Consider the following 4,834-nt stretch of genomic DNA (forward strand, 5'->3'; position numbering starts at 1 on the left):
CCCGCCGCACCGGCCGAGACGGCCCCGGCCGAGGGCGCAGCGGCGGGCAACTGACCGCCGCCGTCCCCCGCCGCGCGAGGACACCGCATGAGCGTCACCGTAGCCATTGTCGGCCGTCCCAACGTCGGCAAGTCCACCCTGTTCAACCGGCTGGTCGGCCGCAAGATCGCGCTCGTCGACGATACGCCGGGAGTGACCCGCGACCGCCGCGAGGCCGAGGGCCGCATCGGCGACCTCAGGTTCCGCGTCCTCGACACGGCCGGCTTCGAGGATAGGACCGACGGCAGCCTCGAGGACCGGATGCGCCAGCAGACCGAACTGGCCATCCGCGACGCCGACGTCATCCTGTTCATGATCGACGCCCGCGCCGGCGTCACCCCCCTCGACCAGCGCTTCGCGCAGGTGCTGCGAAAGGCCGGCAAGGCCGTGCACCTGATCGCCAACAAGGCAGAGGGCAGGGAGGCGGATGCCGGGCTGATGGAGGCCTACAAGCTCGGTTTTGGCGAGGCGGTGGCGCTGTCGGCCGAGCACGGGCTCGGCCTTGCCGATCTGCATGCCATCGTCGCGCAGGCGGTCGACAAGGCGGCCGCGGAGGCCGCCGCAGAGGCGCCGCTGCCGGAGGACCTGCTGCCGCAGGTCGACATCGACCTGCCCGAGGACGACGGTTCGACCGAGGAGGGGCCGGCGCTGCGCTGGAACCCCGAGCGCTACCTGAATGTCGCCATCATCGGGCGCCCCAACGCCGGCAAGTCCACGCTCATCAACCGCATGGTGGGCGAAGAGCGCCTGCTGACCGGCCCCGAAGCGGGCATCACCCGCGATTCCATCATGGTGCCCTGGGAGTGGGAAGGCCGCACCATCAACCTGGTCGATACCGCCGGCATCCGCCGCCGCGCCCGCGTCACCGAAAAACTCGAGAAGCTCGCCGTCGGCGACGCGCTGCGCTCGGTCCAGTACGCCGAAGTCGTGGTGCTCCTGCTCGACGCCACCATTCCGTTCGAAAAGCAGGACCTGGCACTGGCGGACCTCGTCGAGCGCGAGGGGCGCGCGCTGGTCATCGCCGTCAACAAGTGGGACCTGGTCGAGGACAAGCCCGCCGCGCTGGCGGCGCTGCGCGAGGCCTGCGAGCGGCTGCTGCCGCAATTGCGCGGCGTGCCGCTGGTCACCATCTCCGGGCTGCAGGGACGCAATCTCGACCGGCTGATGCAGGCCATCTTCGCCATCGAGAAGACGTGGAACACGCACGTCTCCACGGCCCGGCTCAACCGTTGGCTCGCCGGCATGATCGAAGGCCACCCGCCGCCGGCCACTTCCGGCCGCCGCCTCAAGCTGCGCTACATGACCCAGGCCCGCATCCGGCCGCCCAGCTTCATCCTGTTCGCCTCGCGCCCCGAGGCGCTGCCCGCTTCCTATTTGCGCTATCTCGTCAACGGGCTGCGCGACGCCTTCCACATGCCGGGCACGCCCATCCGCATGTGGGTGCGCGGCGGCAAGAACCCATTCGCCAAACAGGAGAAATAGCGCGGCGGCGGGGCAGGCGGGCCGTAGGTGCTATTGCCTATTCGCGATTGGCCTTCGCCCCGCTATAACGATTCCGCCCGAGCGACCCGCTGCTGAGTGCGGGGCCGCAGTGACCCCAAGACGCCCTTGTTCGTCGAAATCCTGATCGTTATCGTCCTGACCGTCGTCAACGGGCTGCTGGCCATGTCCGAACTGGCCGTCGTGTCCTCGCGCCCGGCGCGGCTCAAGGTTCTCGCCGAGGATGGCAACCGCGGTGCCAGGGTGGCGCTGAAGCTTGCCGACGACCCCGGCAAGTTCCTGTCCTCGGTGCAGATCGGCATTACCCTCGTGGGCGTGCTGTCCGGCGCCTTCTCCGGCGCGACGCTGGGCCACCGGCTGGGGCGCGCGCTCGAATCGATGGGAGCCGATCCCGGCGTGGCCGATGCCGTGGGGGTTGGCGTCGTCGTCGTCGTCATCACCTATCTGTCGCTGATCGTGGGCGAACTGGTGCCCAAGCAGATCGCGCTGCGCGATCCCGAGCGGATCGCGACCCGAATTGCCCCCACCATGGACTTCGTCGCCACCATCGCCGCGCCGCTGGTCTGGCTGCTGGACGTCTCGGGCCGCGGCCTGCTGACGCTCATGGGCCAGAGCGGGGAGACCGGCGAGCGGGTCACCGACGAAGAGGTGAGGACCATCATCGCCGAGGCCGAGAGCGCCGGAGTGCTCGAGAAGGAAGAGCGCAGCATGATCTCGGGCGTCATGCGCTTCGCCGACCGCTCGGCTCGGGGCCTGATGACACCGCGCCTCGACGTCGAACTGGTCGACCTGTCGGAATCGCCCGAAGAGATCCTCGCCAAGCTGCGCGCCACGCATCGCTCCATGGTGCCGGTGCAGGAAGGCGGGCCGGATTCGATCATCGGCGTCATCGTGCGCAAGGACCTGATCGACGTCTTCGCCGACGGCAAGCCGTTCGATCCGCGCGCGCTGGTACGGCAGGCCCCGGTGGTGATGGACCGCTCCGACGCGCTGCACGTGCTCAAGGCCATCCGCTCGTCCGTCGTCCACATGGCGCTCGTCTTCGACGAATACGGGCATTTCGAGGGCATCGTCACCTCGGGGGATATCCTCGAGGCCATCACCGGCAGCTTCCAAGAGGAGGAGGGGGAGGAGCCCGCCTTCGTCGCCCGCGACGACGGCTCCTTCCTGGTCTCGGGCTGGATGCCGGTCGACGAGTTCAAGGACCGCCTGGGCGTGCCTGTCCCCAAGGATCCCGACTACGAGACGGTGGCGGGCTTCGTGCTGGCCGAGCTCAACCACCTGCCGGCCGTGGGCGAGCACTTCGAACGCGGGCCGTGGAAGTTCGAGGTGGTCGACCTCGACGGCCGCCGCATCGACAAGGTGCTGGTGAGCCGGAGCTGAGCCTCAGAGGGCGGCGAGCGTTCCGGAGGGAAAGTCGAATAGCGACCGCGTGGCGGTGAAGTCGGGGGCGACCATGTCCACCAGCCTGGGGGCGACCGCCTCCGGCCGCGTCAGCGTCTCGGGATCCTCGCCCGGCATGGCCTTGGCCCGCAAGGCCGTGCGCACCACGCCCGGGTCGAACAGATTGACCTTGAGGGCGGTATTGGCGACCTCGCCGGCATAGCTCGTGACCAGCGCCTCGAGTGCTGCCTTGCCCGCCGCGTACAATCCCCAATAGGGCCTGGAGGGACCCGTCGAGAATGAGGTGACGAACACCGCGCGGCCGGCCTCCGCCCGCCGTAGCAGCACATCGAGCGAGCGCAGCAGGCGGTAGTTGGCGGTGACGTTGATCGCCATCACCTTGTCGAACTCGTCCGGGGCGATGTGCGGCACCGGGGTCAGCGTGCCGAGCAGCCCGGCGTTGCCGATGAGCCCGTCGAGGTGCCCCCAGCGCTCGTAGATGGCGGCACCCAGCCGGTCGATGCCGTCGGCGTCCTTGAGGTCGAGGGGCACCAGCGTGGTCGCCCCGCCCAGCGCCTGGATCTCGTCGTCCAGCTCCTCGAGCCCGCCGACGGTGCGGGCCACGGCGATGACGTGAGCGCCGCGCCGCCCCGCCTCGCGCGCGGCGGCATAGCCGATGCCGCGCGAGGCGCCGGTGACGAGCACCACCTTGCCGGAAAGATCATTCGTGTCGGTCATGGGCCTGGTGTTTCCGTGAAGCTGGGCGCGGGCTCGGGCCGCGGCACGACGGGTGAAGGGAGAGCGGCGGTGGCGAAGCTCAGCTCGCCTCGCGCATCAGCGACAGCCGCTTGGGATCGTTCTTGCCGCGCCCGTTGCGGTCGGTCAGCGGCGTCGGGTAGTCGCCGGTGAAATAATGGTCGGTGAACTGCGGCTGGGCCGGATCGCGCTTTACCCCGCCGACGGCGTCGTAGAGCCCGTCCAGCGACAGGAAGGCCAGTGAATCGGCGCCAATGAAGCGGCACATCGAGGCCAGGTCGGGATGCTGGTTGGCCAGCAGGTTCTCGGGGTTCGGCGTGTCGATGCCGTAGTAGTCGGAGTGGTAGATCCGCGGACTGGCCACGCGCAAATGGACTTCCTTCGCCCCGGCGTCGCGGATCATCTGCACGATCTTGACCGAGGTGGTGCCGCGCACGATGGAATCGTCGATCAGCACCACGCGCTTGCCGGCGATCTCATGCCGGTTGGCCGAGTGCTTGAGCTTGACGCCGAAGGCGCGAATCGACTGCGTCGGCTCGATGAAAGTACGGCCGACATAGTGGTTGCGGATGATGCCCAGCTCGTAGGGAATGCCGCTCTGCTGCGCGTAGCCGATCGCCGCCGGGGTGCCGCCGTCCGGGACCGGCACCACGACATCGGCGTCCACCGGGGCTTCCCGGGCGAGGTTGCTGCCCATGCGCTTGCGCGCGCCGTAGACCGAGCGGCCGGCCACGACGGAATCGGGGCGGGCGAAATAGACGTACTCGAACAGGCACATGCGTTCCGGCTTGGGCGGGAACGGCTTCAGCGAGTCGATGGTGATGCGGCCGTCGGGCTGGATCTCGCAGATCACCACCTCGCCGTTCTCGACGTCGCGCACGAACTTGGCGCCGATGATGTCGAGCGCGCAGGTTTCCGAGGCGAAGATCGGTTTGCCGTCGAGGTCCCCCAGCACCAGCGGGCGGATGCCGTTGGGGTCGCGCGCCCCGATGAGCTTGGTGCGCGTCAGCGCCAGCAGCGAATAGGCGCCTTCCAGGTGGCCGAGCGCATCGATGAAGCGATCCGACGACGAGGTCTTGCGGCTGCGCGCGATGAGATGCAGCACCACTTCGGTGTCTGAGGTGGACTGGCAGATGGCGCCCTTGGCGATGAGGTC

General features: G+C 68.9%; 4 protein-coding genes. 2 read left to right on the forward strand and 2 right to left on the reverse strand.

What is annotated here, in order from left to right:
- Window positions 1–87: 87 nt before the first annotated feature.
- Window positions 88–1,521, forward strand: a complete 1,434-nt coding sequence (gene der, locus VGD93_RS15765) for a ribosome biogenesis GTPase Der (protein WP_395013119.1) — start codon at window positions 88–90, stop codon at window positions 1,519–1,521.
- 141 nt (window positions 1,522–1,662) lie between these two features.
- On the forward strand, window positions 1,663–2,922 hold the full coding sequence (locus VGD93_RS15770) for a hemolysin family protein (protein WP_395013122.1): 1,260 nt from the start codon (window positions 1,663–1,665) through the stop codon (window positions 2,920–2,922).
- Window positions 2,923–2,925: 3 nt separating this feature from the next.
- Here VGD93_RS15770 and VGD93_RS15775 read toward each other — a convergent pair whose 3' ends face one another.
- Together VGD93_RS15775 and VGD93_RS15780 are read right to left on the reverse strand one after the other, a co-directional pair.
- Window positions 2,926–3,660 carry an SDR family NAD(P)-dependent oxidoreductase gene (locus VGD93_RS15775; protein WP_395013120.1) on the reverse strand — a complete coding sequence of 245 codons (735 nt, stop codon included), beginning with the start codon at window positions 3,658–3,660 and terminating at the stop codon, window positions 2,926–2,928.
- A gap of 79 nt (window positions 3,661–3,739) precedes the next feature.
- The coding region (locus tag VGD93_RS15780; protein WP_395013121.1) for an amidophosphoribosyltransferase at window positions 3,740–4,834 on the reverse strand (1,095 nt) is incomplete at its 5' end.

It is taken from the genome of Devosia sp. (assembly GCF_036406155.1).
In the GTDB taxonomy this organism is placed as follows: Bacteria; Pseudomonadota; Alphaproteobacteria; order Rhizobiales; family Devosiaceae; genus Devosia_A.